This window comes from Methanobrevibacter gottschalkii DSM 11977, assembly GCF_003814835.1.
In the GTDB taxonomy this organism is placed as follows: Archaea; Methanobacteriota; Methanobacteria; order Methanobacteriales; family Methanobacteriaceae; genus Methanocatella; species Methanocatella gottschalkii.
This window is the reverse complement of sequence record NZ_RKRG01000001.1, coordinates 329,865-353,544: the sequence shown is the minus strand read 5'-3', so window position 1 is coordinate 353,544 and position 23,680 is coordinate 329,865. Positions and strand designations below refer to the sequence as shown.

The following is a 23,680-nucleotide window of genomic DNA, read 5'->3' as shown; positions in this document are numbered from 1 at the left end:
TAATAACAATTTCCTTTATAAATTATAATAATAACTGCAAAAAATACAACGGGTGGAAACTTGGAAAAACCACAATTAATTAATTTTATAGCTAAAGTAATGGAGGACTCTGGTTTTAAGGTTTATAAGAATTTTAAAACTTCTCAGAGAGTTATAGATATATATGCTATTTTACCTACTACAATTGGCGATTTTGGTGTTGTTGTAGCATGTAAAAACTATGATAAAGATTTTAAAATTGGAGTCGATGTATTAAGGGAAATGGAAGAAGTTCAACAGAGTATTAAAGCATCTAAGGTAACTATTGTTTCTTCATCTTATTTTTCAGATCAAGCAAAGAACTATGCTCTTAGAAAAAACATTAAATTAGTAGATAGGGATAATTTACTTGAACTTGCTAAGAAATATCAGGACAGGACTTCACAAACTACATTGGATAATACTCCTTATGATGGAGGAGCATCCCAATATATTGAAGATGAATATCCTGAATATACTTATGATGCTTCTGATATGGAGTATTTGATGAGAAGAAGGGAGCAAAATCCTGCTGTTTATAAAAATACATTGTATAGGCAAATCGATGAAGATAGGCACACTGGATTTTCATCAATTTTAAATAGGGGAAGTTCAAGAAATAGTAGTTTATCCGGTGTAACTAATTTATATAATTACCAATCCAGAAAAAGTACTTTTGGACAAGATTCATTGTTGTTTAATTTAGTTAAAAATCCAATTGTTCTTATTATTTTAGTTGTAGCAGTTTCATATATCATTTCTTATATTGCAGGTAATCTATTAAAAGTAGATGCTGGAATAAGTGGATTAATTGAGATGATTGTGGCATTATTCCTTTCATATGGTTTATCATTGTATACTGATAGAAATAGGGATTTTATTGTTAAAGGAACATTCATATTCTTTATTTCATTAATTATTTTAATTATATTAATTTTTGTTTAATTTAATATAATTATGATTAATTATTATTAAGATTAATCCAAGGAAATATAAAAACCAAATCATAATGTCTGTGGGACCTGTTTCTATCCAAATTAATGTGTGTGTTAAAATAATGGAGTAAACTCCAACTCCTATTCCTTCTTTTAATTTATATATTATTCCAATAAATACTCCCATAAATAACATTTGAATTGCAAGGCCAATTAATCCGAAATCAAGGGTAACTGGTCCGAATAATGTTGAAGTAAGGCAAACATTGTAGTGCAGGACATATTCGCCTATAAATGTTCTGGGGCTTCCAGATGAGAAAATCATACTTAAAATATGTCCATTTGTTGAACCGGCAAGGGGAATTATTTTTTCAAAAACTTCTAGGGTAAATGCTGCTCTATACAGTACTAATTGACCAGGATTCAATGTCCAATGCTGATTAGCTATTGATTGGGAGGCAATATATCCGATTGCCATAAATCCAATAGCTATTATTGCTATGAATAAAATTCCTATTTTTTTAGATATTCTATTCAAATAATATAGGGTAATAAAAGAACTTCCTAAAATTCCCAAAACAGATGTTCTATATCCGTTAAGACCAAATATTAAAGCTCCAAGAGCAACTAAAATTAAATATTTTTTATTATAATATTTTGCAAGTAAAAGGTTTATCATTATCAAAAATAGCGGATATGCTATTCTCCAAATATTTGTTGTTGAATTTGACTTTAAAACACTATTAAAAAGAGGAATACCTCCAATTAAGATTATATTTAGAGTCTGTAATATCAAAGCTATTAAAACAAGAATTATTAATAACCTTTCAGAAATAAAATTGATTTCCTTAGTCTTATCAACAATAATTTTATTTTCCATGACTAAAAAGCCAGTTGCAAAAACAATGCATGCAAAAATAATTGTTAAAAATACATTCATGTTGAGAGGATCTTCAAATCTGTAGTCAAACGATCCGGCATACCCCATTAATAAAAAAACGACAATTGCAACTACAACAATTAATGGATTGAAAAAATCAATTTTTCTAATATTCATTTTATCCTCCAATTTCTAGAGAAGAAATACAGAAGTTTCCACCGAAGTTTGGCATAGCGGCTACATGGGTGTGAACATAACTTGCAAGCGTATTTCTTTCCATAAATCCGTCTTGGTTATTATAAGATCCTTTCCCTCTTAATATCTCAAATGCTAGTTTGTTTTTAATATTATTGTCATTTACAAGAACTTTTGAGTAATGAAACTCATGACCATTGAATTTTTCACCTTTTTTAGAAATAATGTTATCTTCTTTAACTTCAGCGATAGTGTATTTTAATGCTTGTACTCTATCTGTTAGAATTGACTTATAAGGGTATATATTTACCACTGCATCTTCATGTATTGAGTTCATAAGATACATTAAACCACCACATTCGGCAAAAATAGGTCTGTCTTCCATGTGGAAGTTCTTGATTTGTGATAGCATATTTTGATTTGCATTAAGTTCTTTTGAAAATAGTTCTGGATATCCTCCACCAATGTATATTCCATCAACATCAGGCAGCTCTTCATCCTTTAATGGTGAAAAATATTTTATTTTAGCATTATTTGCTTCAAGTGATTCAATATTTTCTTTATAATAAAAATTGAATACTTCATCATAAGCAACACCTATTTTTACCTGCTGTTTATTTAATTTATTCCAGATAGGAGTAATATTGGATGTAATTCTTGGAGCAGTTTTTGCAATTTCAATTAATCTATCCAAATCAATTGAATTTTTAATAACTTCGGACCATAATTCAATAAATTTAAGTGAGCTTTCTCTTTCACGGGCAGGAACAAGGCCTAAATGTCTTTGTTCAATGGAAATATTGTCATCACGGATTATTCCACCAATAACCTCGGTATTTGTTATCTCTTCAATTGATTTTTTAGTTTTCAGATAATGTGCTTTATTTTTAACTTTATTTAAAATAACTCCTGCAATATTAATTTCAGGATCTAGTGATTTAAATCCTAAAACTATAGCTGCTGCACTTTTAACCAAGCTTCTAGAATTAATAATTAATATTACTGGTGCTTTTAGAGATTTCGCTATTGAAGCCGTACTTCCAATGTCATTTACAGAATCTATTCCTTCAAAAAGTCCTCTTACACCTTCAATAATTGCAATATCTTTTCCTTCCATTCCCTTAAGATATGAATCCCTAACTTGACCTTCTTTCATAAAAAACGAATCTAAATTTCTTGAAATATTTTCAGTAGCTAATGTGTGGTAAGATGGATCAATATAATCTGGTCCAACCTTAAACGGTTGAACATTATATTTTTCACTTAATGCTTTCATTATTCCGGTAGCTATTGTTGTTTTTCCAACTGCACTTCCGGTTCCTGCTAAAATAATTCTCATGTTTATAATTATTGGTGAGATATTTTATTAAAGTTATCTTTTTAAATCCATATTCAAAAATACTTTTAATATTAGCTATTTTTATATAACATTAAAAATAAAATCTAAATCATAATATATGGTGGTAAAATGAGAATTTTATTAATTCATTCTGATTATTTAAATTATAATGTAAAAAATAAAACACCTGTAGCTGAAGATATTGAGGAAGCTAAAAAAGAAGGTTCCTTTGATGATTCTTTAGTTGTATTTACAGCTGTTGAAAAAGATGATGAAAATAATCCAGAAGGTATTGTTAAAAATTTAGTTAGTGAAGTTAAAAAAACTAATGATCAAGTTAAAGCTGAAAATATTGTATTATATCCGTATGCTCACTTATCTTCTTCATTAAGCTCTCCAAAAGTTGCTATACAAATATTAAAAGATGTGGAAGAAGCTTTACTTGCTGAAGATTTTAATGTAAAAAGAGTGCCTTTCGGATGGTATAAAGCATTTGAAATATCTTGTAAAGGTCATCCATTAAGTGAACTTTCAAGAACTATCACTGCTGATGATGCAGAAAAGGCTAAAGTTGAAAGAAAACCTTCAAAATGGCAAATTCTTGAAGGTAACAAAATCACTCAAATTGAAGACTTTGAATTTGATAATAAAACTTTCAAACAACTAGTTGATTATGAATTGGGACAAGGCGCATCTGATGAAGGCGAACCTCCTCATGTTAAATTAATGAGGGAGAAAGAAATTTGTGATTATGAACCAGCTTCTGATGTTGGAAACCTTAGATGGTATCCAAAAGGTAGATTAATAAGAGATTTGCTCGCTGATTATGTTTACAACCTTACTGTAGATCATGGAGCAATGCCAATTGAAACTCCAATTTTCTATGATTTAGATAATGAAGCCATATATCAGCATGCTTACAAATTTGGTGAAAGACAGTATAGAACTGATACTAAAAAGAATTTAATGCTTAGATTTGCCTGTTGTTTTGGAGCATTTAGGGTAATGTCTGATTCATATTTAACTTGGAAAAACTTACCTGCTAAAGTTTATGAATTGTCTACTTATAGTTTCCGTTTTGAGAAAAAAGGAGAAGTTGTTGGTCTTAAAAGATTAAGAGCATTTACCATGCCTGATTTCCATTCATTCTGTGCTGATGTTCCGGCATCTCTTGAAGAATTTTCAAATCAAACTGAAATGTGCATGCAAACTGGAAACGATTTAAATTTGGACTTTGAAGTAATTTTCAGAGCAACCCAGGACTTCTTTGATGAGCATGAGGAATGGATGTATGAAGTTGCTGAAAAATTCGGAAAACCTGTCTTATTAGAAATTTTACCAGAAAGACACCATTATTGGGTATGTAAAATAGACTTAGCAAACATCGATGCTTTAGGTCGTCCAATTGAAAATCCAACTGTTCAAATTGATGTTGAAAGTGGTAAAAGATTTGATATTTCTTACTTAGGAGAGGATGGTGAACAGCATAATCCAACTATATTGCACTGTTCTCCAACCGGAAGTATTGAAAGAGTTTTATGTGCAATGCTTGAAAAAACCGCAATTGAATTAAACGAAAAATCACCAATGTTGCCAACTTGGTTAAGTCCAATCCAGGCAAGAATTTTAACTGTTGGTGAATCTCACAAAGAATTTGCAGAAGAATTATATTCTAAAATTAATGCTTCAAACATTCGTGTAGATATTGATGATAGGGATGAAAGTGTAGGTAAAAAAATTAGAAATGCATCTAAAGAATGGATTCCATACATTTTTGTCGTTGGAGATAAAGAAGTTGAATCTGGCAAATTCCAAGTAACTGTACGTGAGACTGGTGAAAAAGTTGACATGACAGTTGATGAGTTAATTAATGAAATCAACGAAAAATGTGAAGGAAAACCTTTTAGAAGATTACCTTTGCCTAAAGATATCTCAAGAAGGATTAACTTCCAATAATTATATCTATAAATAAACTAATACTATAATATGGAGGAAATTTAATGGACCCAATGTATAAAATAGGAGAAGCTCTTATTGGAGATGGCCCTGAATTAGCACACATTGATTTATTGATTGGTGATAAATTCGGACCTATTGGTCAGGCTTTCGCTAATGGTTTATCAAACTTATCTGTAGGACACACTCCTTTAACAAGCGTAATTAGACCTAACTTAATGACTAAACCAGCTACTTTAATTATTCCTAAAGTAACAGTTGGTGATTTAGATGATGCTGGTAAAATTTTCGGACCTGCACAAACTGCTGTTGCAAGAGCAGTAGCTGATGCAGTAGAAGACGGATATATTCCAAAAGAAATTGTAGAAGATATTGTAATTAATGTAAGTGTATTCATTGATCCATCTGCTAAAGATTACAGAAAAATTTATCAATACAACTACGGAGCAACCAAATTAGCTATCAGAAGAGCAATGGAAGATTATCCATCAATTGAAAAAGTTTTAGCAGAAAAAGACCGTGGAACTCATCCAATTATGGGATTCAAAGTCAAAAAACTTTGGTCACCACCATACTTACAAGTTGCTCTTGACTTAGATAATGAAGATGCTATGGAAAGAATAATTAATGATTTGCCTGATAATGACAGAATATTACTCGAAGCTGGCACTCCACTCGTTAAAAAATTCGGTGTTGGAATCATTGGCAAAATCAGAGCTTTACGTCCTGATGCATTCATTATTGCTGACTTAAAAACTTTAGATGTGGGTCGTGTTGAAGTTAAAATGGCGGCAGATGAAACTGCTGATGCAGTAGCTATTTCTGGTCTCGGTACTGTTGAATCTATTGCTAAAGCTATTCATGAAACTCAAAAACAAGGTATCTATTCCATTTTAGACATGATGAATGTCGCAGGATTTGAAGAAAAATTAGCCAAACTTCCTAAAGACTTAAAACCAGATATTGTTTTATTACACAGAAATGTAGACATGGAAACTTACAGAGCAGAACATGGTGAAGACACTAGTGACATGACTGAATGGGGTAACATTAAAGATATTAAATCAATGCTTGGTGATAAAGGTCTTGTTGCTGTTGCAGGTGGTATTAGACCTAACAATGCTGAAGAAGCTATTGAAAAAGGTGCTAACATCATTATCGCTGGTAGATACATTATTGGTTCTAAAGATGTAAGAAGAGCTGCACAAGACTTCTTAGAACATTTTGAACCAGATCCAGACAACATGAGACTTGCTATGGATGAAGATGAAAACATTGAAGTAAAAGATGACTAGTGAATTAGATTTTTTTCTAATTTACAACTATTTTTTTTAATGGAGTTTTTATTATGGGATTTTGCAATTCATGTGGTAGACCAATTGTAAAAGAAGATTATGGAACTAACAAGGATGGAAGTTTAAACCCTGATTTTTGTAAAGATTGTTATCAAAATGGTGAATATACGGAACCTGATATAACTCTAGCAGAAATGATTACAAGAAAAACAAAGGAAATGATGGAAAAAAATCCGAGATTGCCTGAAACACAAGCTACAGGTATTACTGCAGTGTTTATTCCAGGACTTAAGAGATGGAATCCAGAGTTTCAAGATGATTATAAAACTCTTTAATTTCCACTTTTTAAAATAAATTCTTTAACTTTATTGGCTATATATGTGTCGTGGTCTTTCATAGCTTTAATTTTATATAATTCTTCTTCTAAACTGTTAATTTTATCGACCAGGTCATTGTATTCTAAACGAAGAGTGTCATAGTCTTTTTCTAATTCTTCATTGATTTCATAGATTTCAGCATAACCTGTTTTTGTATTGAGGTTTTCTTGTTTTAACTGATCGTATTTTGTTGAAACTTGATTGTAACTATCTTTAATAGTGGAATGTTCATCTTTTAAATTGGAACATTTGATTTTAAGATTCCTATTTTCTTCTTTAATACTTGAATATTTGCTTTTTAAGTTTTCATTTTCAGTTTTAATATTGACAAATTTATTTTTTAAGTTTTCATTCTCGATAATCAATTTGGAGTGTTTATCTCGAATATTCTCGTTTTCTTGTTTGAGTTGGTCAATATTATCTTTTTTAATTGAATTATATTTGTCTTCAATATCTTTTAAAGAAGTAATCTTAGCTTTTAACTCTTCAATTTCTTTTTCATATTCTGAAGTAGAGTTTAAATTTTCATCCATCTGTTCATTCAATTGTTTCACTTCCTCAACATAAAAATAATTAGCGATTTTTAAAAATTCATTTTCTTCTTCTCTACTCTTAAAATTTTCAATTTCACTATTTGGGATAATTAAAACTTCTTCTTGATTGTAATAAATATCTTCATTTTTAGGGATGGTAATTTGTATTTGTTCGGTAGTATATTTCTTTTGTTCGCCATTTTTAAGTGTTCTGTTATACTTCCGAGAATATTTTTTCACGATACCTTTTCCAATCTTCATAATCATCCCTTTTAGTATAATATTGTGTTTTTAAGATTATAAATATTATGTAGTTTTTAAAAAAGAAGTGGGGATTTTGAATTATTAATTTAATTCCTATCTTTTCATTATATATGCTCCACAGCCAATACCAATTAATAAACCTATTATGATACCGATTGTTAATGGCAATCCAAAATTATTTTCACTATTTACATTTTCTACGGGCACATTCATAATATTTTGAAGTCCTTCAAGAGTTGTATTGTCGTTTACATTGTCTATTACAATTATTCTATTGGACATGTCAGGATGCTTTTTTAAAAAATCATTAGCAGTCTCTTGATATGCAGTAAACAATATTCTTTTGTTTGTGTTGTTTATACTATGTTCAAGGATATGTGTAACTTCATCTTCAGATGTGAATTTATAAACGCTAATGTTAATATTATTTGATTCTGCAATACTTTTGACCATTTTTCCATTGCTGTCATTAGCAACAACCATGGTGTCTGCTGTTACATCTACTCCATGTGATGACACCGTACTTATTCCTAAAAGTAATATTAATAACAATATTGATATTTTTAAATATTTCATTTTATCACCTAAATTTTATTTATTTCAATTATTTCGGGTTTTATTTTTTCAATAGCTGTTATTATAATCACATTAGCAAAACCTTCTATAAATGAGATGAATACATAAAATGGCAATAATGTTGATAATAATACATCAAGGTTCATTGCTCCTGAAATTAATAAAATGCCTATCTGTCCAAATGTGGCAATAATAATTCCAATAACTGTTGATCCAAATATTGCAAATTTTTTATTTAAATTTAAAAATAGTTTATAAAACCCATATGTTGCTACAGACAATATGAATCCAATTACAATGAAATTAGCACCTAATGATGTTATACCACCCATATTCAGAGTTAATGCTTGCATAATCAAAGTTACAAAAGATACTATTGTGCTAGAAAAGGGACCTAATAACATAGCTATTAATGGTATTATGAAGAAGTGGATTGGCACTCCAAGCGGTGATGGGATTGATAATGATGTAATGCCTATTGTAAAAACACTAAACAAAGCTATTGATATTATTCTTTTTTCTTTATTTTCATCATTAGAAAATTTGTAAAAGAATAGTGAAACAATTATCAATGTTATTGTCCAATAGATTATTGCTTGTTCGAAACTTATTATTCCATCAGGTAAATGCATTTTCTCACTTTTTTTTAATTGTCGATAGTTGAAATTAGAAGTAATACATTATAATACTATTTCCATATTACTTTTTTTAGATATTTTTTAAAAGAGTATTACTTATTTTAGTTTGTTTAATTGTTGTTATTCATTTTAAAATTTTGTTTAACTAATTTTTAAAAGTAATAAGATTTAATTTCATTTTACTGCTTGGTTTATAATAATTAAGATGTAATTATGGTTTTATTTGTCCAAATATGAAATGTATTACTTTTTAAATTCGTAATACTTTTTTATAACTTTGTTATTAAAGATACGATATTTTTTATTATTACTTTTTGAATTTTGTTAAATCTTTTATTTATTTCAATTTTTAGCAGATTAGAAACGGTTTTTAATAAAACAATCTATTTTTTTGAATTATTTCTTGTAATTAAACTTTTTTTATCAGAATCTTATTATAATTCTTTTTCATTGTTCTTTTTTCAATAGTTCAAATAATGGAATAGTAATACTTTTTTATAATTTTTATTAATATAAATAATAATTATATTTATATATTTATTACTTCAATTTTTAAAATGTATTCATACGATTAATCTTTATTATTGCATATTCAATTATGGATACAAATGAATTTAAAATAATATGGGGGGTAAAAATATTAACAAACATTTAATTTCACTTTTATTTTTTTGCATTTTAGTTTTGCTAATGGCAGGTGGAGTTTATGCAGAAGATATCGGTAATTCAGATGTTTTTGAAAATCCAATCTCTACGGATATTCAGCAAGATGATTTATCTGAAGATGATTTGGATATATCTAATTTAAATGTTAAAGTTAATTATCAATATGCTGATGATAATGGAAAAATAAATCCTACTATTAAAGTTAATGATAAACATATTATATCAAAAGAATTTAATAGTTCATATCAAAATTATAATGTTATAATTAATTCTACAAATATTGCAGATAAACTTAATATTTCTATTTCTGCACCGGGATATTTGACTCAATATAAAATAGTCACTCCAAACATGGGTAAATCTATTTTGGCTAATGTCACTTTTAATATGGAATCTTCTGAAAGTTACAAATTAGGTAGAGATGTAACTGCGGAAGCAGATAAATTACTTGATTTTAAAAATGCTGATGATGTTTTAGCTATTACAACTGCTGGTGTTGCAAAATATAATGGTAAGACTAGTGAAGATGCAATGGAAGCAATGGTTAATTATGGAAAAATATCTTATAGCAATATATTAATGTTACGTCAAAGTGCTATTGATCCTATTGATTTTGCTTTTATTGTTAAGAAAGGAAATGAGTTAAAAGCTATCATTTTCCAAAATGCATCTACTAAATATTCATATTTGGGAACTATTTCTGAGAACATGACAAAAGCTCAATGGAATAAATATTATAAGTCACTTGTTGGTGAAAATTCCTGGGCATTTGCTAGCTTGGCAAATGGTTGGGCTGCTGGTGTTTCTAGAGAAATTCTTCAAGAAGCCGCTTTTCATGGCCATATTTGTGAAGGTACTTTGGGTGGATATAGTATTATTCAAGCTTTGTTGAAATACTATCCGCCTGAGCAAGAAAATAATCCTGGTGGAATTGGTTCTCCTGCAGATATTACTGCTTATAAAGTACTCGGAGTTCCTGGCGGATCGGATGATGATGCAGCATTATTCTTTTTAGATGATACAATTGGTAAAACTGGTTATGCTGGTATGAATACCACTAATACTGGGGCTACTGAGAATATGATTGGTTTTATTAAATGGAATTCCAAACAAAAGACTGGTGATTTAATTATCATGTCATTTAATTCCACTAAACTTAAAAAACTTTTCAAAAAAGAAACTAAAATAAATGCTGATGCTGGAAGTTTGGAAGAATTAAAATACTGCTCTTGGTGGATTAATAAAATTAATAATAATCCTGAAAAATTAGTTGATTTTTTATATGAATTTACAGGTTTAAATCAAGAACAATATAATTACTTGATGGGAACTACTGAAAATATAACTTATGATGGTGAACCTGCAGAGTATGGTCTTGATGGTCATGGTTTAGATTTAAACTATATTTTATCTTTAAATCTCCCCACTGCTAAAAGAACAATCAATAGTGTTGCTCATGCTAAATTAACTGATGCTGAACTTAAACAAATTGGTATTGATGCAGCCAATAAAGCTAAAAAAATATTCAATGAAGAATTGGGTGTTGAAATTGATAGGGATGATATTGATTTTCTAGCTTTAACTGATGCAGGATATGCATTTTTAAATGGCCAAGATACTGTAGTTGTTCGTGATGGTCTTCATGAAGTCCTTGGAGGAACATTATATAGTCAAAATTTATTAAGTCTTCACCAAGCTGTATGGAAACCGTTGTGGTTTGCATTTGCAATTCGTTATCCGGATTCTGATTTAGTTGATATGATTTATTTAAGATATAATCCAGATACTAAAGATTTCTTTGTTGGAACTCTTGATGGTAATAGAGTTGTGGATATTGGTTTTGAAACATTAAATAATAGTGATAAATTAAAAGCTATTGCAAAATCTTTTGTTCCTGATGGAAATTGGTTTAATATTCAAAGTATTGTAAACGCATGGAATGAACATCCTTTATTTGATCAGATGGCTACTTTCTTGTATCATGCTCATGTATGTCCTGGCGTTCAACCAGGTTTCTTTATAACTGATTATATTCAGGAAAAATATCCATTAGGTGAAAATGAATCTTACACTTACATTGCATCTAGTATTTATTGTAAAGATGACAGTTTAACTTATCTATTGGATTTATCTCCAGGTTTAGGTACTTTTTATGTACAAAAATTACCAAAAAATGAAACTGAAAATGGAATATCTCAAGGTGTTCTTGTCGTATGGGATAAAAATCTTAAAATAGGTAAGGCAGTAATTGTTAATTTTGATGATTGGGGTACAATTGACACAAGTATGTATGTAACTAGTGAAGCAAAACGTGCTAGTCAAATTAAAGCTTATATTGACATATATGGTAATAGGAACAATCCAAATGTTAAATCTAAACCAATTGTCTCAACCGTAAATGAAAAATGGATTACTGAAGAACAATTTAACATGTTAAAACAAGGTGCTGGTGATGATTTTAATGTACTTTCATACTTGAAAAGCCTTGATGATATCACTAAAGAAGATTTATTAAAATCAATAAATCAAAATTCCAATAGTAATTCAAATTCAAACTCTAAGCCTAACATTAACCCTAATAGTAATTCAAATTCCAATTCTAACAGTAGTTCAAATGCTATAGCATCTCATACAAATTCCAATCCTTCATCTTCTGGAAGTGTTGGAACTTCTGGTGCAGTAGTTTCTAGTGCATATGTTGGCGAGTTTACTAAAGATGCTGAATCTGAAGATTCACAAAACGGTCCTGATGATGCAAAATCATATGAGGTATCTAAATCTCCTGCAGCAAAATCTGCTGATTCAAATAGTTTAATTTATGCTTTAATTGGTGTATTGGCTATTGGAATTTTGCTTGGTGTAGGTTATATGAAACGTGATAAAAAATAGTTTTAAAGGTAATAACTCTCTGAGTTATTATTTTTTTATTTTTTTAAGTTAAATTTAATTAAATAAATTTTTTAAGAATTTTACTTAATTAAATTTAATTTAATTATGTGGTGGTTAAATGGAATGTAAAAAATTAGCATTGTTGATTTCAGTTATTTTTATTATGTCATTTGCAGCATCTGGAGTATTCGCTCATCCTGGTCATGGTTCTGAGTATGTGGAAGAAGTGACTTCTGATGATGTTGGTTCATCAAGTAATTCCGGATCTTCTTCAGGTAGTTCTGGTTCTTCAAGTAACTCTGGTGGTTCTACCGTTCCAGCTTCATCTTCTTCTAGTAGCTCTAGTTCTTCACGTAGTTCTAGTTATTCTAGTTCTGACCCTTATTCTAGTAGCTCTAGTTCTTCAGGAGCTCATGATTCAAACCATGATTCATATCAAGGTTCATCATCTAATTCTGTTGTAAAAGATAATTCTTCTCTTAAAGATGCAAATAAAACAAATGAAAATTTAACTAATGATTCAGGTGAAATTGATAATGATGAATTATTTACAGTAAACAATATTCTATTATTGATTATTGTATTGTTTTGTGGGTTTTTCATAAGTGTTATTCTATTTAAATTATTTTCTTAAAATAACTTGGAGATATTATGAGTTTTAGTTTGTTATGGTCTGTTGGATTTGCTGTTTCAATAGTGGTTTTTGCGATATCTATTGGTTTGGTTATTAATTCTAAAATTAATTCGAATAAAAATTTAGTCAAATTAGTTTTTGTTTTATTTATATCTACTTTAATTCTTATTTATTCGATTTGCATTTTTAAAATTCAGTTAAATTCAATTATAGGTAGTTATAATTATGTTTTATTGTTTTTAATTGCATTCCTATTAATGTTTATAGGATATATTATTATCAAAGAAAATGGGTGCGGAAGAACTTTTATAAATGTTCTTTTGTTATCTTACTTAAGTTTTATATTGGTGATGTTAATTTGTATAGGTTCTAAAGAATCTATTTTTGGATTGGATGATTTACAAATTAGTTTATTAGCAACACTATTGTTTAATTCATTGATCCTTGTTGTATTCTTTGCTTGTAGAAAATTAAAGTTGATTGATAGGTCTTATAGAAGTTTTGGAAGCTTGTATTTAATATTGGGAATTTATTGTTTAATGATTTCATTATTGCTTCCAAATATCATCTCTTTGAATATGGGGGATATGAAACCTATAAATATTGTTTCAATTGATTCAATAGCTTTTATTTTTATTTTATTGATTGTGATAATGGTTTTAGGTTTGTTGTATTATAAAAGAAATACTTTATTGAAATGATTTTAAAATTATAAAAAATTATATGGTGATTTATATGGTGGCTATTCCTGGGAGTGAGTTTTTAACTGCTGCTTTAAATGTAGTTTCTCAAAGTTTACAGATTCCAGTAATTATTTTCTTATTGATTTTTGCAGTTTTTGCAGTTTTTGCTTTTGGAGGTCTTATTTCAGATTATAGGACTCGTATAAAATTAAATAGGGATTATAAAGAAAAGTTAATATTTTCTTTAGTTAATTCTAAAACAGTCGATGAACTTAAACATGCTGTTGATGGTTCAGAGATTTATAATTCTCAAAAAGAAGTTCTATTAAAAATAGCTGATGCACATTCATTATCTTGTGAATCTCGAGAATCATGGGCTTTAAATTTAATTGAGGAAGAAGAGGTCGTCATGGCCAAATCTCTTGAAAAAATAGATATTGTTACTCGTATTGGTCCAACTCTTGGATTAATGGGTACTTTAATCCCAATGGGTCCCGGTCTTGCAGCATTAGGTAATGGGGATGTTTCAACATTGGCTGCTGCTATCATTGTAGCATTCGACACAACAGTCGTTGGTATCGGGTCTGGTGCTGTTGCTTATGTTATATCAAAAATTAGACGTAGATGGTATGAGGAATATTCATCTAATCTTCAGTTATTTGTAAATGCAGTTTTAGAGAATTTAAACGATTAGGGATTATTATGATTCGTAGAAAAAAAGGAAAATTTCTCAGTCAAGGTGAAGAAGATCCTATGAGTGGAACATCAAATTTAGTTGATGTAATGTTGGTTATTGCTGTTGGACTGCTGATATTTTTAGTTATTTCTTGGAACATGCAGAATATTGTATTTAATGAAAATATGGATGAACAACAAAAAGAAAAAGTGAAAAATGCAATAAAAGAGGTTTCACAAATTGACCAGGGCAATGAATTAAATGATACTCCGGATATAAGTAAATCTTCTGGAAAAGGTTTTACTGAAATGGGTAAAGTTTATCGAGATTCTGACACGGGTAAATTAATCATGGTTGAAGGTTAATTAATCAAAATTATTTTTTTACAAAATTATTTTAATTAATGTAAATAAAACTATTTTCATGAAGATTTTTGGTATTTGTGCTAGTCCTAGAAATAATACAACTGAATATGCGTTATCAAAAGCTATGAGGAGACTGAATGAAGAAGGTTTTGAAACGGAAATGTTTACTTGCCAATCAAAAGATATTAAACCGTGCATGCATTGTGATTATTGTTTGGAACATAAAAAATGCATAATCCAAGATGACATGGGGGATGTTTATAAAGGTCTTTTAACTGCTGATGGGATTATTTTAGCTACTCCAGTTCAAAATGGTGGTATCAGTAGTTATCTGTCAGCTATTATGGATAGGACTAGAGCATTAGAAGCTATCGATTATAATATTCTAAGAGGTAAAATCGGAATGAGCATCACTGTTGGCGGCGATCGTACAGGTGGACAAGATTTTGCCCATTTAAAAAATATTACTTATTTCATGATACATGGTATTATTCCAGTAAGTGGAGGTCCTTTTGGTTCTAATTTAGGTGCTTCATTCTGGTCAAAAGATTCTTTAGATGATATTAAAGAAGATTATTATGGTATGGATTCATTAAACAGAACTTTGCACGAATTTGAAAATTTTCTAAATAAATATATTTAAATATTAAAATCGATTTATATTAATGATAGATATTTTTAAGGCTAGATTATGGCAAATAAGTTAATTCGTGGTAGTTTAATAATTTTAATAGGTAATGTAATTTTCCGTATTGGGGGTTATATTTACCGTTTCTTAATGGCAATTTTACTTGGACCTACTGCATATGGTATTTTAGGAATTACTTTACCATTTCAAGGAATTTTTCAGACTTTATCTGCTGGTGGGCTCCCTCCCGCTATTGCTAAATATGTTGCAGAATACGAAGCTATTGATGAAAAGGACATGGCTCGGCAAACAATCTACACTGCCTTAAAGATTATGGTTTTTCTAGGTTTATTCTTTGGAGTATTGATGATTTTCATTGTTGCTCCATATTTGGCTTATGGTTATTTGGGGAAACCTGAAGCTTTAATCCCTTTACAGATTGTAGGGCTTATTACTCCATTCAGTGTTATTGTTGGTGCATTTAGAGGAGCATTCCAAGGGGTATATAAAATGGAGTATATTGTATATACTCGTGCTGTAGAGCAACTTGGTATGATTTTATTTGCAACTGCATTTGTATTAATAGGTTTATCTACAGTTGGAGCGTTATGGGGTACTGTTTTAGGATATTCTCTTTCTGTTGTAGCGGCGGTTTATATTTTCAAATATCATATGGGAAATTTAATACCGGAACCTAGTGATGATTTTGTTTTTACAAGACGTGATGAATTAAAACTTGCAACTGTCCTGGTTAAATTTTCTATTCCTGTAATTATTACAGCTATTGCTGAAATGCTTATTTATAATATCTGTACAATTGTTATGGGTAAATTTTTAACATTTGATGACATTGGATTTTTCGCTGCGGCAGATCCTATTGCAAGGCTTCCTTTAATTATTTCAATTTCCATCGCAACTACAATTTTACCGGCTTCTTCTGAGGCATTCAAGTTAAAAGACATTGGCATGCTTCAAAAATATGTTTCAGAAGCTTATAAGTTTTCATTGTTGTTTGTTGTTCCGATGTGTGTTGGTCTTGCATTATTTGCAGAACCTACTTTAAGAGTTCTCTACTTTAAAAATCCTGCTTATGTGGCTGGAGCAATGGCATTAGCAATTCTATCTATTGGAATGACCTTTTATTCAATATTTGCTATTTCAACTAGTATTGTTCAAGGTATTGGAAATCCAAGAATTCCTATGTATATTTTAGTTGGCGGGGCTGTTGTTACTGGAGTTCTTAATTGGATAATGGTTCCAACTCTTGGAATCGCTGGTGGTGCACTTGCTACTAGTGTTGCTTGTTTTTTAATGATGGTTCCATGTATATACTTTGTATTTAGATTAACAAAAACCAAAGCTCCTGTTGTTGCAGTAGCTAAAATATTGGTTGCTTCTGCAGTTATGGGTATAGTTGCATACTTTATCCCAAAAAGTACTTTATTTTTATTCCCTGGGATAGTATTATGTATGGTTGTTTACTTTTTTGCTTTGATTTTAGTTAAATTTTTCCAAAAAGATGATATTGAAAGTTTAAGGAAATTTTCATCTAAATTTGGCCCGTTTTCTAAACTTATTAATAAAATGTTAAATTTTGTTGAAAGGATTGAATTTAGATAGACATGTGTCATATGTGATATGCATAGTGCTGGTTCGTTCATCTGGTGATTCAACAAACTCGGATATTGTGTATAATCATGTAATATTAAAAAAATGTGGTCATGTGGCATATAATCAAAAATTATTTAATTATGGGAAATATAAATATAATATTCGGGAGATTATCATGGCGGATGTAAATGCTGGTGTTGAATATAAAATTAATGTTGATGGTAATTTATTTTTATTGGATAATAAAAAATACCAATTATTACAATCTATCTTAGATACTGGTTCTTTAACAAATGCGTCTAAGGAAATTAAAGTTTCTTATAGGACTGCTTTAAGTTATATTGAAAAAATGGAATCTGCACTTAATGTAAAAATTGTTAATACTACTAAAGGTGGTAAAGGTGGAGGTGGAGGAACCTCTCTTACAGATGAGGGTTACTCTATCTTAAAGGAGTGTAAAAAGATTAATGCAATCATGGAACTTCATAAGGACGTTAATGAAATTGAAGCGGATATTGTTGACATTAATGTTGAGAAGGGTGTAATGACTATTAAAATGAATCAGTTTGAAATAAATGCCCCGTTAAACAGGAATTATGATATTGGGGATAAAATTTTAGCTTTAATAAGTTATGATAATATATTTTTAATGCTGGAACCTCAGTCTTCAAGTATCCGTAATGTTTTAAAAGGCCAGATCATTGAAATGAGTCTTCAAAATGAGATAATTCGTGTTAAAGTGGATGTTGGCGGAGTTGTTTTGTGTTCTGATATTACTGTTTCTGCTGAAAAAGAGTTAAATCTTAATATAGGCACCGAAGTTTATGTAGGTTTTAAAGCAATGTCTGTTGCAACATTAAAATTATGATATTATGAGGAGATTAAATGTTACAAATTTTAGTTGATGAAGAAAAGTGTATTGGTTGTGGAAATTGTGCTGAGATTTGTCCAAAATCTGCTAAAATTTGGAAAGTTAAGGACGTTGCACATATATTGGATTTAAGATATTGTCATGTTTGTACTTTATGTGCAATGGAATGCCCTACACAATGCATTAAAATTGAACGTAATGGTTGAACTATATGAATTATTTAAGCTGAATTAATTATTTTATAGGTTAAATTATGACTAGGAATATAAATGTTTCAAGAAAGACATCTGAAACTGACATTAATATTAAAATGAATCTTGATGGTACAGGCAAATATAATATTTCAACTGGTGTGAACTTCTTTAATCACATGTTAGAATCGTTTTCAAAGCACAGTATGATTGATTTGGATGTTCAAGCCAGAGGGGATATTGAAATCGATGACCACCACACAATTGAAGATGTTGGAATATTACTTGGTGAAGCATTTAACAAGGCTATTGGTGATAAAAAGGGAATTAAAAGAATGGCACATTCTATTGTTCCAATGGATGAATCAGTAGCAACAATAGCAATAGATATTAGTGGACGTAGCTATTGTAATATGGACTTGAAATTTAAAAATGAAAAAATAGGGGATATGACCTCTGATGTTGTAATTCATTTTTTTGAATCTTTTGCCGGTTCTGCCAAATTAAATATCTATGGTACTGTTGAAGGTGCAAATGATCATCATAAGGCTGAAGCTGTTTTTAAAGCATTTGCAAAATCTATTAAAGAAGCAATCAAAATTGAGCACAATCAGATTCCATCGACAAAAGGTGTTTTATAGCTATTAAATTAGCTATCTTTTTTATTTTATAGAGCTTATTTTTAAAAATTAGTTTACATTTTAAATGGTTTTTATGGTTTATTAAAAAAATAAAAAAGAAAAGTAGTGAAAAACTACTTATTCTGGTTTTGAGATTAAGTCAGTTTTAGAACCAAGGTTTCCTTCTTTCATGTGAGGGGTTCTTAAAACAGTATCATTAGCTTTTTCAATTTCTCTTGCTTCTTGAGCTAATTTAGCAGCACATGCAGCAATTTCGTGAGCAGCAGCTACTAATGGGATGAAGTTTTCGAAACCTTTGGTCATGAAACAACCTTTCATGTCTAAGTTTGCAACGGATCCAGCCATTTCATATGCAGCAATAGCTTTTGCTTTTGCGTAAGGGTTTGCGAATCCACCTGCTTCAGCAGCTTTTTCAGCAGTTACTATAAGTTTAGGTAATTCGATTTCACCTGCTTCAGCTTGTTCGATTACAGTATCAATAGTTTGTTGGACTAATCTTAATGCTCCAGTTTCAGCTAATACTTTTAAGATGTCGGAGTTGAAGATAGCCATTTCAGTTGGGTCTAACCATTCTCTTTTTGCACCAATCATTGGGTCAGACATAACGATGATGTAACCTAATCCTTGTTCATCCATTTCATCTTTTTTACCTTTACCAGGTGCGTCACCAACGATAATTGCAGGAATATCTTTTTCAGATAACATTTCTCTTGCCTTAGCAGGACCAGGTGCTCCTGGGTTTGGGCTGATAAAGATTGCAAAATCAGGTTCGAATGCATCTATTTTAGGTACAACGTCTTCTACTTGTTCAGGGTTCATTTTTGCTCCAGATCCAAATGTTCTTACATCGATATTTGGTCTGTCTGCTCTTTCATCTAACAATAGGTCAATTACTGGTGAAGTACCAATATTACCACTTTTAATAATAGCAATTTTAACTACCATAATTAAGTCTCCTTTTTCGATAATACTAATTTTAGTTAGAAAACTATTTAAATTTTATTATTTGTTATTGTTAATCATTTTAGTACGTATTTTATAAAATATTGTTCATTTTTTAATTTATTTAATAAAAATATATACTATTGGCTATTGATTTAAGATTTTTTTAAGAAAAAGAATTTTATAATTATACATGTTTCATGTTAAATTTTACTTTTGAATAGGCAAAAATATTGTCTTTAAGTAATAATATTTTAAAAATTAGAGAGTGGTTCCGACGAGATTCGAACTCGTGATCCCCTCCTTGTAAGGGAGGTATCATACCACTAGACCACGGAACCAACATGTAATGTTATGAAATTAATAGTATATATATCTTTCCTTTTTTCAAATTTGAACAAAGTAAATTTTAATATATAATAAAAACATAATTACATAATATAAAAATATTATAGAAGTGATATAATGGCATGGGATGACACAGCTAGTAAAATTTGGGTAGATGGAGACATGGTTGATTGGAAAGATGCAAAAATTCATGTACTTTCTCATGTGGTCCACTATGGTACAAGTGTTTTTGAAGGAATTCGTGCATATAAAAATGAAAATGGTGTAGCGGTATTCCGTTTAAAAGAACATGTACAACGTTTATTTGATTCCGCAAAAATATATAAAATGGAAATTCCATTTACACAAGAAGAAATTCAAGAAGCAATTTTAGAAGTTGTTCGTGTAAATGATTTAAATGGATGTTATATTCGTCCTATTGCATTTAAAGGATATGGACAATTAGGTGTAGATCCTTCAAGCTGTCCTGTTAATGTAGTTATTGCTGCTTGGGAATGGGGATCCTATTTGGGTGAAGAAGGAATGGCAAATGGTGTGGATATTGGAGTATCTTCTTGGAGAAAACCGGCACCTGATACCTTCCCAGCACTTGCAAAATGTGGTGCAAATTATATGAACTCCCAATTAGCAAAACTCGAAGCTATTGATAATGGATATGATGAGGCTATCATGCTTGATTATGAGGGGCATGTTTCCGAAGGAAGTGGGGAAAATATCTTCCTTGTTGAAGATGAAAAACTATTCACTCCAGCAATGTCATCATCAAACCTTAAAGGTATTACAAGAGATTCTATAATGACTGTTGCACGTGATTTGGGTTATGAAGTTATTGAAGAAGTTATTTCAAGAGAAAGATTATACTCTGCTAATGAAGTATTTTTTACAGGAACTGCAGCTGAAGTAACTCCGATCCGTTCAATTGATCACAGAACTATAGGTATAGGTAAAAGGGGACCAATTTCTGAAAAACTACAAACTGCTTTCTTCGAGATTGTGGAAGCTAAAGTAGAAGATAAATATGGTTGGTTATCTTACATCTAAGCGGTGTAAATTATGGATATATTACAGGCTATAATAATTGGTATTGTTCAAGGGTTAACTGAATTTTTACCAGTTAGTAGCTCAGCACATTTAGTATTCGCTCAAAAATTAGTGGGTGTTGAAAGTTCTCTTACATTTGATGTTTTACTTCATTTGGGAACATTGATTGCTGTTCTTTGGTTCTTCCGTTGGGACATAATTAAAATGCTTAAATCTTGGTGGTTGAGTATTGGTGATTTATTGCAAGGAAGATTTAAACAAGGTTTTTATGATGATCCTTATAAGAGACTTGCATGGTATGTTATTTTAGCAACTATTCCAGTTGGTATTGTTGGAGTCTTATTTGATGATGCAATAGAATCATTATTTGCAGGCGCACTTTATGTTCCGGCATTCTTTTTATTTGTAACTGGTACTATTCTTTATTTGTCTCAAAGAATGAATAGTGGAAAGATTAACATGAATAACATGTCTAAGGTTGAGGCATTGGTAATGGGATTAGGTCAGGCATGTGCAATATTGCCGGGTCTTTCACGTTCAGGAACTACAATCGCAGCAGGTTTGGTAATGGGTCTTGATAAAGAGTTCGCTGCTAAATTCAGTTTTATTTTATCCATTCCAGCAATTTTTGGAGCATTCATTTTTAAATTAAAAGACATAGGTTCTGCAATGGATGTTAACTTTTTACCGGTTTTCATAGGTTTTATTGTATCTATACTTGCAGGATATCTGGCTATTAAATGGATGTTGGATTTAATTAAAAACAGAAGCTTGGATATCTTTGCATATTATTGCTGGCTGATGGGTATTATAGTGTTTATGGGATCAATTTCCCATATATTTTAAAATTAAAATAGAGATTAATATCTCTATTTACATACTTTTTCTATTTTTTCTCTTAATTCTTCAACAGAACTTCCTAAAACAAGTGCTGTAAACATCATTCCTCCAGCACCTGCACCTTCTTTAACAAATCCAGTTAAATAATTTTTTAATCCTTCATGTTTTGAATCTTCAAATTTAGGATCTACTACATGAACAGTAATGCTGCTGTCAATCTGATTTAAAATACCGAATAAATCTGCAGTTTCATCAGCTGCAACAAATACTGTAGTAGCTAAATTAATTCTTGAAAAATCAAAGTTTGGCTGAATTGATTTTATTACAGCACATGTTGCTGCCATTTGTGTCCCGCCTGCTAAAATAATTGGAATATCAGAACCTAACACAAGACCTGCAATTGCAGGAATTGTCGGATCTCCTACAGCACCAATCACTTGTATGGCATCTGCTTCACCGGGTATTATTCCAGCATTTCTCAAACCTTCATCAACAACTTTTGATTTTAAATCATGTGGATTGTGAGGCATACTTCCACTAACTTTTTCATTAGCTTCATAACCTAAGGCTTTTAAAACTCCTAGTGCTGTTGTTGTTCCTGCAGGTATGCTTTCACCAATGATGAGCATTTCATGTCTTCTAGATAGCTCATTACCTAAATCTTTTCCATTTTCAATAATTTCTAATGGATTTAAAATACCTTCTCCAGTTCTTATATCTCTCCCATGTTCTTTTCCAAAACTGTAATATGATACGTCTGCTTTAACTTTTGAACCTGCATCAATAATAACAAATGGGATATTTGAAAGCTGGAGTGCCGCTTTTGTAAGTCTTGCAGGTGTTGGTGCTGCCGCACCATCAACAACTGTTTCGGCTGCAGTTCGGGTACAATGGACTTCTCCTAAAACTAAAAATTCAGCATCTGCTGCTGGTGTAAATACTGTTAATTCAGGTGTTGCGCCAGCTCCTGAAATATCTGGAATTGTTGAAGTATCAGTCGTTCCTATTGTAAGTAAGAATACTGGGTCATCACATTCCTGCAGTTTTTCAATAAGTTCAGTTGATCCATATGTTTTTATTCCATCAATCATCTTTTTCACCAAGTTTCCTCAACTGTTCTAAAATTATTTTATTTTGATTAATAATCTTTTTATTTTGTAGCATGATTTTCTTTAACATTTCTATTTCTGGTAATTCATCATCATTTAAGAATTGTTTTCCGTCTCTTGCTCTTGGTGGAATTCTAATTTGATTTGGAGGAAGTGGATTTTGTTCATTTGTTTTTTGGGGTATAATTCCTTTTGATGCACTATCTTCATTGGAAATGAAATCAACATATCTATGTGTTACTTTATTTTTTCCCCTTTCGTCAAGTAATTCCATTAATCTATCATCTACTTCTTTAACACCATGAAGTTGTTCTTGTTCTACCTCGTGCAATAATCTTTTTTGAATATTATAAGCATTATAAATTGCAATTCCACGGGTTTTACATTCGTTTTTAAACAGATCACTGATGTTAATATCTCCTGTTAATTTTTTAACTCTTTTCTGTTCTGGAGTATTAGCGTTATAAAATCCCATATTTATTGTTATGTTTTTTAGATTTAAAAAATATTTTTATATTTTTAAAAAGTAATATACTAAT

Annotated in this window: 24 protein-coding genes and 1 tRNA gene; 16 read left to right on the top strand and 9 right to left on the bottom strand. The window is 30.2% G+C overall.

Annotated features, from left to right (window positions below; genetic code table 11):
• Positions 1 to 60: 60 nt before the first annotated feature.
• Positions 61 to 963: a restriction endonuclease gene (locus tag EDC42_RS01810; protein ID WP_069574850.1), complete on the top strand. Its 903-nt coding sequence runs from the start codon at positions 61 to 63 to the stop codon at positions 961 to 963.
• On the opposite strand, the gene EDC42_RS01805 is transcribed toward EDC42_RS01810, so the two are convergent.
• Both EDC42_RS01805 and cfbB read right to left on the bottom strand, forming a co-directional pair.
• Positions 949 to 2,010, bottom strand: a complete 1,062-nt coding sequence (locus tag EDC42_RS01805) for an oligosaccharide repeat unit polymerase family protein (protein ID WP_069574851.1) — start codon at positions 2,008 to 2,010, stop codon at positions 949 to 951. The genes EDC42_RS01810 and EDC42_RS01805 overlap by 15 nt on opposite strands.
• 1 nt (position 2,011) lies before the next feature.
• On the bottom strand, positions 2,012 to 3,367 hold the full coding sequence (gene cfbB / locus EDC42_RS01800) for a Ni-sirohydrochlorin a,c-diamide synthase (protein WP_069574852.1): 1,356 nt from the start codon (positions 3,365 to 3,367) through the stop codon (positions 2,012 to 2,014).
• A 129-nt stretch (positions 3,368 to 3,496) separates the two neighbouring features.
• On the opposite strand from cfbB, the gene EDC42_RS01795 reads away from it, so the two are divergent.
• From EDC42_RS01795 to EDC42_RS01785, 3 genes are read left to right on the top strand one after another with little or no spacing between them, the layout of a single operon-like run.
• Positions 3,497 to 5,323 carry a threonine--tRNA ligase gene (locus EDC42_RS01795; RefSeq protein ID WP_069574853.1) on the top strand — a complete coding sequence of 609 codons (1,827 nt, stop codon included), beginning with the start codon at positions 3,497 to 3,499 and terminating at the stop codon, positions 5,321 to 5,323.
• A 53-nt stretch (positions 5,324 to 5,376) separates the two neighbouring features.
• Complete coding sequence (locus EDC42_RS01790; RefSeq protein WP_069574864.1) at positions 5,377 to 6,618, top strand: bifunctional 5,6,7,8-tetrahydromethanopterin hydro-lyase/3-hexulose-6-phosphate synthase; 1,242 nt, start codon at positions 5,377 to 5,379, stop codon at positions 6,616 to 6,618.
• 53 nt (positions 6,619 to 6,671) lie between these two features.
• A complete protein-coding gene (locus EDC42_RS01785; RefSeq protein WP_069574854.1) occupies positions 6,672 to 6,953 on the top strand; it encodes a zinc ribbon domain-containing protein in 282 nt (93 codons plus the stop codon).
• Here EDC42_RS01785 and EDC42_RS01780 read toward each other — a convergent pair.
• From EDC42_RS01780 to EDC42_RS01770, 3 genes are all read right to left on the bottom strand, one after another.
• Complete coding sequence (locus tag EDC42_RS01780) at positions 6,950 to 7,789, bottom strand: phosphoserine phosphatase (protein ID WP_069574855.1); 840 nt, start codon at positions 7,787 to 7,789, stop codon at positions 6,950 to 6,952. The two genes, EDC42_RS01785 and EDC42_RS01780, sit on opposite strands and share 4 nt — an antisense overlap.
• 96 nt (positions 7,790 to 7,885) lie before the next feature.
• Positions 7,886 to 8,368, bottom strand: coding sequence for a hypothetical protein (locus EDC42_RS01775; RefSeq protein ID WP_069574856.1), 483 nt, complete (start codon positions 8,366 to 8,368; stop codon positions 7,886 to 7,888).
• A gap of 8 nt (positions 8,369 to 8,376) precedes the next feature.
• On the bottom strand, positions 8,377 to 9,000 hold the full coding sequence (locus tag EDC42_RS01770; protein ID WP_069574857.1) for an energy-coupling factor ABC transporter permease: 624 nt from the start codon (positions 8,998 to 9,000) through the stop codon (positions 8,377 to 8,379).
• 630 nt (positions 9,001 to 9,630) lie between these two features.
• Here EDC42_RS01770 and EDC42_RS01765 point away from each other — a divergent pair.
• The 10 genes from EDC42_RS01765 (at position 9,631) to hisB (ending at position 18,861) form a co-directional block, all read left to right on the top strand.
• A complete protein-coding gene (locus EDC42_RS01765) occupies positions 9,631 to 12,561 on the top strand; it encodes an FmdE family protein (RefSeq protein WP_069574858.1) in 2,931 nt (976 codons plus the stop codon).
• Between the two features lie 118 nt (positions 12,562 to 12,679).
• On the top strand, positions 12,680 to 13,195 hold the full coding sequence (locus tag EDC42_RS01760) for a hypothetical protein (protein WP_069574859.1): 516 nt from the start codon (positions 12,680 to 12,682) through the stop codon (positions 13,193 to 13,195).
• Positions 13,196 to 13,212: 17 nt separating this feature from the next.
• Positions 13,213 to 13,896, top strand: a complete 684-nt coding sequence (locus tag EDC42_RS01755; protein ID WP_069574860.1) for a DUF2162 family putative transporter — start codon at positions 13,213 to 13,215, stop codon at positions 13,894 to 13,896.
• A gap of 34 nt (positions 13,897 to 13,930) precedes the next feature.
• On the top strand, positions 13,931 to 14,572 hold the full coding sequence (locus tag EDC42_RS01750) for a MotA/TolQ/ExbB proton channel family protein (protein WP_069574861.1): 642 nt from the start codon (positions 13,931 to 13,933) through the stop codon (positions 14,570 to 14,572).
• 8 nt (positions 14,573 to 14,580) lie between these two features.
• Entirely contained in the window at positions 14,581 to 14,919 is a 339-nt protein-coding gene (locus EDC42_RS01745; RefSeq protein WP_069574862.1) for a DUF2149 domain-containing protein, read from the top strand.
• 58 nt (positions 14,920 to 14,977) lie between these two features.
• Positions 14,978 to 15,562, top strand: a complete 585-nt coding sequence (locus EDC42_RS01740; RefSeq protein WP_091698573.1) for a flavodoxin family protein — start codon at positions 14,978 to 14,980, stop codon at positions 15,560 to 15,562.
• Between the two features lie 48 nt (positions 15,563 to 15,610).
• Entirely contained in the window at positions 15,611 to 17,167 is a 1,557-nt protein-coding gene (locus EDC42_RS01735) for a flippase (RefSeq protein ID WP_123833371.1), read from the top strand.
• Positions 17,168 to 17,333: 166 nt separating this feature from the next.
• Positions 17,334 to 18,026, top strand: a complete 693-nt coding sequence (locus EDC42_RS01730) for a TOBE domain-containing protein (RefSeq protein ID WP_069574915.1) — start codon at positions 17,334 to 17,336, stop codon at positions 18,024 to 18,026.
• A gap of 17 nt (positions 18,027 to 18,043) precedes the next feature.
• Positions 18,044 to 18,235 (top strand): 4Fe-4S binding protein, encoded by a 192-nt coding sequence (locus EDC42_RS01725; RefSeq protein WP_069574890.1) that lies wholly within the window; start codon positions 18,044 to 18,046, stop codon positions 18,233 to 18,235.
• Between the two features lie 47 nt (positions 18,236 to 18,282).
• A complete protein-coding gene (gene hisB, locus EDC42_RS01720) occupies positions 18,283 to 18,861 on the top strand; it encodes an imidazoleglycerol-phosphate dehydratase HisB (RefSeq protein ID WP_069574891.1) in 579 nt (192 codons plus the stop codon).
• A 117-nt stretch (positions 18,862 to 18,978) separates the two neighbouring features.
• Here hisB and EDC42_RS01715 read toward each other — a convergent pair whose 3' ends face one another.
• Positions 18,979 to 19,806 carry a F420-dependent methylenetetrahydromethanopterin dehydrogenase gene (locus EDC42_RS01715; RefSeq protein WP_069574892.1) on the bottom strand — a complete coding sequence of 276 codons (828 nt, stop codon included), beginning with the start codon at positions 19,804 to 19,806 and terminating at the stop codon, positions 18,979 to 18,981.
• 266 nt (positions 19,807 to 20,072) lie between these two features.
• Positions 20,073 to 20,144 (bottom strand) — tRNA-Val (locus EDC42_RS01710).
• Between the two features lie 124 nt (positions 20,145 to 20,268).
• Here EDC42_RS01710 and EDC42_RS01705 point away from each other — a divergent pair.
• On the top strand, positions 20,269 to 21,192 hold the full coding sequence (locus EDC42_RS01705) for a branched-chain amino acid transaminase (RefSeq protein ID WP_069574893.1): 924 nt from the start codon (positions 20,269 to 20,271) through the stop codon (positions 21,190 to 21,192).
• Between the two features lie 12 nt (positions 21,193 to 21,204).
• Positions 21,205 to 22,038, top strand: coding sequence for an undecaprenyl-diphosphatase UppP (uppP, locus tag EDC42_RS01700; RefSeq protein WP_069574894.1), 834 nt, complete (start codon positions 21,205 to 21,207; stop codon positions 22,036 to 22,038).
• A 23-nt stretch (positions 22,039 to 22,061) separates the two neighbouring features.
• On the opposite strand, the gene cobT is transcribed toward uppP, so the two are convergent.
• Positions 22,062 to 23,123, bottom strand: coding sequence for a nicotinate mononucleotide-dependent phosphoribosyltransferase CobT (cobT, locus tag EDC42_RS01695; protein ID WP_069574895.1), 1,062 nt, complete (start codon positions 23,121 to 23,123; stop codon positions 22,062 to 22,064).
• Complete coding sequence (locus tag EDC42_RS01690; RefSeq protein WP_069574896.1) at positions 23,116 to 23,616, bottom strand: hypothetical protein; 501 nt, start codon at positions 23,614 to 23,616, stop codon at positions 23,116 to 23,118. The genes cobT and EDC42_RS01690 overlap by 8 nt, the downstream gene beginning before the upstream one ends.
• Between the last annotated feature and the right edge of the window lie 64 nt (positions 23,617 to 23,680).

What these genes read in the sequence shown, in the direction of transcription:
- EDC42_RS01805 (WP_069574851.1), bottom strand. Translation starts at nt 2,010, where the DNA reads ATGAATATTAGAAAAATTGATTTTTTCAATCCATTAATTGTTGTAGTT.
- cfbB (WP_069574852.1), bottom strand. Translation starts at nt 3,367, where the DNA reads ATGAGAATTATTTTAGCAGGAACCGGAAGTGCAGTTGGAAAAACAACA.
- EDC42_RS01795 (WP_069574853.1), top strand. Translation starts at nt 3,497, where the DNA reads ATGAGAATTTTATTAATTCATTCTGATTATTTAAATTATAATGTAAAA.
- EDC42_RS01790 (WP_069574864.1), top strand. Translation starts at nt 5,377, where the DNA reads ATGTATAAAATAGGAGAAGCTCTTATTGGAGATGGCCCTGAATTAGCA.
- EDC42_RS01785 (WP_069574854.1), top strand. Translation starts at nt 6,672, where the DNA reads ATGGGATTTTGCAATTCATGTGGTAGACCAATTGTAAAAGAAGATTAT.
- EDC42_RS01780 (WP_069574855.1), bottom strand. Translation starts at nt 7,789, where the DNA reads ATGAAGATTGGAAAAGGTATCGTGAAAAAATATTCTCGGAAGTATAAC.
- EDC42_RS01775 (WP_069574856.1), bottom strand. Translation starts at nt 8,368, where the DNA reads ATGAAATATTTAAAAATATCAATATTGTTATTAATATTACTTTTAGGA.
- EDC42_RS01770 (WP_069574857.1), bottom strand. Translation starts at nt 9,000, where the DNA reads ATGCATTTACCTGATGGAATAATAAGTTTCGAACAAGCAATAATCTAT.
- EDC42_RS01765 (WP_069574858.1), top strand. Translation starts at nt 9,631, where the DNA reads ATGGGGGGTAAAAATATTAACAAACATTTAATTTCACTTTTATTTTTT.
- EDC42_RS01760 (WP_069574859.1), top strand. Translation starts at nt 12,680, where the DNA reads ATGGAATGTAAAAAATTAGCATTGTTGATTTCAGTTATTTTTATTATG.
- EDC42_RS01755 (WP_069574860.1), top strand. Translation starts at nt 13,213, where the DNA reads ATGAGTTTTAGTTTGTTATGGTCTGTTGGATTTGCTGTTTCAATAGTG.
- EDC42_RS01750 (WP_069574861.1), top strand. Translation starts at nt 13,931, where the DNA reads ATGGTGGCTATTCCTGGGAGTGAGTTTTTAACTGCTGCTTTAAATGTA.
- EDC42_RS01745 (WP_069574862.1), top strand. Translation starts at nt 14,581, where the DNA reads ATGATTCGTAGAAAAAAAGGAAAATTTCTCAGTCAAGGTGAAGAAGAT.
- EDC42_RS01740 (WP_091698573.1), top strand. Translation starts at nt 14,978, where the DNA reads ATGAAGATTTTTGGTATTTGTGCTAGTCCTAGAAATAATACAACTGAA.
- EDC42_RS01735 (WP_123833371.1), top strand. Translation starts at nt 15,611, where the DNA reads ATGGCAAATAAGTTAATTCGTGGTAGTTTAATAATTTTAATAGGTAAT.
- EDC42_RS01730 (WP_069574915.1), top strand. Translation starts at nt 17,334, where the DNA reads ATGGCGGATGTAAATGCTGGTGTTGAATATAAAATTAATGTTGATGGT.
- EDC42_RS01725 (WP_069574890.1), top strand. Translation starts at nt 18,044, where the DNA reads ATGTTACAAATTTTAGTTGATGAAGAAAAGTGTATTGGTTGTGGAAAT.
- hisB (WP_069574891.1), top strand. Translation starts at nt 18,283, where the DNA reads ATGACTAGGAATATAAATGTTTCAAGAAAGACATCTGAAACTGACATT.
- EDC42_RS01715 (WP_069574892.1), bottom strand. Translation starts at nt 19,806, where the DNA reads ATGGTAGTTAAAATTGCTATTATTAAAAGTGGTAATATTGGTACTTCA.
- EDC42_RS01705 (WP_069574893.1), top strand. Translation starts at nt 20,269, where the DNA reads ATGGCATGGGATGACACAGCTAGTAAAATTTGGGTAGATGGAGACATG.
- uppP (WP_069574894.1), top strand. Translation starts at nt 21,205, where the DNA reads ATGGATATATTACAGGCTATAATAATTGGTATTGTTCAAGGGTTAACT.
- cobT (WP_069574895.1), bottom strand. Translation starts at nt 23,123, where the DNA reads ATGATTGATGGAATAAAAACATATGGATCAACTGAACTTATTGAAAAA.
- EDC42_RS01690 (WP_069574896.1), bottom strand. Translation starts at nt 23,616, where the DNA reads ATGGGATTTTATAACGCTAATACTCCAGAACAGAAAAGAGTTAAAAAA.